The sequence below is a fragment of the Vibrio sp. TRT 17S01 genome, assembly GCF_050113695.1.
In the GTDB taxonomy this organism is placed as follows: Bacteria; Pseudomonadota; Gammaproteobacteria; order Enterobacterales; family Vibrionaceae; genus Vibrio.
The window spans coordinates 1-3128 of record NZ_JBNJOG010000045.1; the positions used below are offsets into that span (position 1 = coordinate 1).

The 3128-nt window shown below is 49.9% G+C and carries 1 rRNA gene; it reads left to right on the top strand.

Annotated features, from left to right (window positions below):
* Positions 1 to 207 precede the first annotated feature (207 nt).
* A 23S ribosomal RNA gene (locus ACQEXS_RS22335) occupies positions 208 to 3097 on the top strand.
* Positions 3098 to 3128: the final 31 nt, after the last annotated feature.

Consider the following 3128-nt stretch of genomic DNA (forward strand, 5'->3'; position numbering starts at 1 on the left):
GCTCTTTAACAATTTGGAAAGCTGACAAATCAACAATTTATTGTTGATTGTAAAGTTCTCAATGTTTGTCTTTATGACAAACACCAAAATAACACATTCAAGTGTTCTTGGAATTTGAGTCCGGCAAAATCGAGTCTGCATCATGTTTAAATAATTGCAGACAACTTTGGTTGTTTAACATCAATTCGAAACTCCTTCGGGTTGTATGGTTAAGTGACTAAGCGTACACGGTGGATGCCTTGGCAGTCAGAGGCGATGAAAGACGTAGTAACTTGCGATAAGCCCAGATTAGGTAGTAACAACCATTTGAGTCTGGGATTTCTGAATGGGGAAACCCACGTGCATAAGCACGTATCTTTACCTGAATACATAGGGTAAAGAGGCGAACCGGGGGAACTGAAACATCTAAGTACCCCGAGGAAAAGAAATCAACCGAGATTCCGAAAGTAGCGGCGAGCGAAATTGGATTAGCCCTTAAGCTTTTAATGCGTCAGGTGAAACTTCTGGAAAGTTGTGCGATACAGGGTGATAGCCCCGTAACCGGCAGCGCATTTTAAGTGAAATCGAGTAGGGCGGGACACGTGATATCCTGTCTGAATATGGGGGGACCATCCTCCAAGGCTAAATACTACTGACTGACCGATAGTGAACCAGTACCGTGAGGGAAAGGCGAAAAGAACCCCTGTGAGGGGAGTGAAATAGAACCTGAAACCGTGTACGTACAAGCAGTAGGAGCACCTTCGTGGTGTGACTGCGTACCTTTTGTATAATGGGTCAGCGACTTATATTCAGTGGCAAGGTTAACCATCTAGGGGAGCCGTAGGGAAACCGAGTCTTAACTGGGCGTTCAGTCTCTGGATATAGACCCGAAACCAGGTGATCTAGCCATGGGCAGGTTGAAGGTTGAGTAACATCAACTGGAGGACCGAACCGACTAATGTTGAAAAATTAGCGGATGACTTGTGGCTAGGGGTGAAAGGCCAATCAAACCTGGAGATAGCTGGTTCTCCCCGAAATCTATTTAGGTAGAGCCTCGGACGAATACTACTGGGGGTAGAGCACTGTTAAGGCTAGGGGGTCATCCCGACTTACCAACCCTTTGCAAACTCCGAATACCAGTAAGTACTATCCGGGAGACACACGGCGGGTGCTAACGTCCGTCGTGGAGAGGGAAACAACCCAGACCGCCAGCTAAGGTCCCAAATTATAGCTAAGTGGGAAACGATGTGGGAAGGCTTAGACAGCTAGGATGTTGGCTTAGAAGCAGCCATCATTTAAAGAAAGCGTAATAGCTCACTAGTCGAGTCGGCCTGCGCGGAAGATGTAACGGGGCTAAGCTATAAACCGAAGCTGCGGCAATGCGATTTATCGTATTGGGTAGGGGAGCGTTCTGTAAGCCGTTGAAGGTGAGTTGTAAAGCTTGCTGGAGGTATCAGAAGTGCGAATGCTGACATGAGTAACGATAAAGGGGGTGAAAAACCCCCTCGCCGGAAGACCAAGGGTTCCTGTCCAACGTTAATCGGGGCAGGGTAAGTCGACCCCTAAGGCGAGGCTGAAAAGCGTAGTCGATGGGAAACGGGTTAATATTCCCGTACTTCTTACAATTGCGATGGGGGGACGGAGAAGGCTAGGTGGGCCTGGCGACGGTTGTCCAGGTTCAAGTGCGTAGGCTTAAGAGTTAGGTAAATCCGGCTCTTTTTAAGGCTGAGACACGACGTCGAGCTACTACGGTAGTGAAGTCATTGATGCCATGCTTCCAGGAAAAGCCTCTAAGCTTCAGATTGTAAGGAATCGTACCCCAAACCGACACAGGTGGTCGGGTAGAGAATACCAAGGCGCTTGAGAGAACTCGGGTGAAGGAACTAGGCAAAATGGTACCGTAACTTCGGGAGAAGGTACGCTCTTGACGGTGAAGTCCCTTGCGGATGGAGCTATTGAGAGTCGCAGATACCAGGTGGCTGCAACTGTTTATTAAAAACACAGCACTGTGCAAAATCGTAAGATGACGTATACGGTGTGACGCCTGCCCGGTGCCGGAAGGTTAATTGATGGGGTTAGACTTAGGTCGAAGCTCTTGATCGAAGCCCCGGTAAACGGCGGCCGTAACTATAACGGTCCTAAGGTAGCGAAATTCCTTGTCGGGTAAGTTCCGACCTGCACGAATGGCGTAATGATGGCCACGCTGTCTCCACCCGAGACTCAGTGAAATTGAAATCGCTGTGAAGATGCAGTGTACCCGCGGCTAGACGGAAAGACCCCGTGAACCTTTACTACAGCTTGGCACTGAACATTGAGCCTACATGTGTAGGATAGGTGGGAGGCTTTGAAGCAAGTACGCCAGTATTTGTGGAGCCGACCTTGAAATACCACCCTTGTATGTTTGATGTTCTAACTTAGCCCCATTATCTGGGGTGAGGACAGTGCCTGGTGGGTAGTTTGACTGGGGCGGTCTCCTCCCAAAGAGTAACGGAGGAGCACGAAGGTGGGCTAATCACGGTTGGACATCGTGAGGTTAGTGCAATGGCATAAGCCCGCTTGACTGCGAGAATGACAATTCGAGCAGGTGCGAAAGCAGGTCATAGTGATCCGGTGGTTCTGAATGGAAGGGCCATCGCTCAACGGATAAAAGGTACTCCGGGGATAACAGGCTGATACCGCCCAAGAGTTCATATCGACGGCGGTGTTTGGCACCTCGATGTCGGCTCATCACATCCTGGGGCTGAAGTCGGTCCCAAGGGTATGGCTGTTCGCCATTTAAAGTGGTACGCGAGCTGGGTTTAGAACGTCGTGAGACAGTTCGGTCCCTATCTGCCGTGGGCGTTGGAAGATTGAAGGGGGCTGCTCCTAGTACGAGAGGACCGGAGTGGACGAACCTCTGGTGTTCGGGTTGTGTCGCCAGACGCATTGCCCGGTAGCTAAGTTCGGAATCGATAACCGCTGAAAGCATCTAAGCGGGAAGCGAGCCCTGAGATGAGTCTTCCCTGGCACTTTAAGTGCCCTTAAGGGTTGTTCGAGACTAGAACGTTGATAGGCAGGGTGTGTAAGCGTTGTGAGGCGTTGAGCTAACCTGTACTAATTGCCCGTGAGGCTTAACCATACAACACCCAAGGGGTTTTGATGGACTCGAA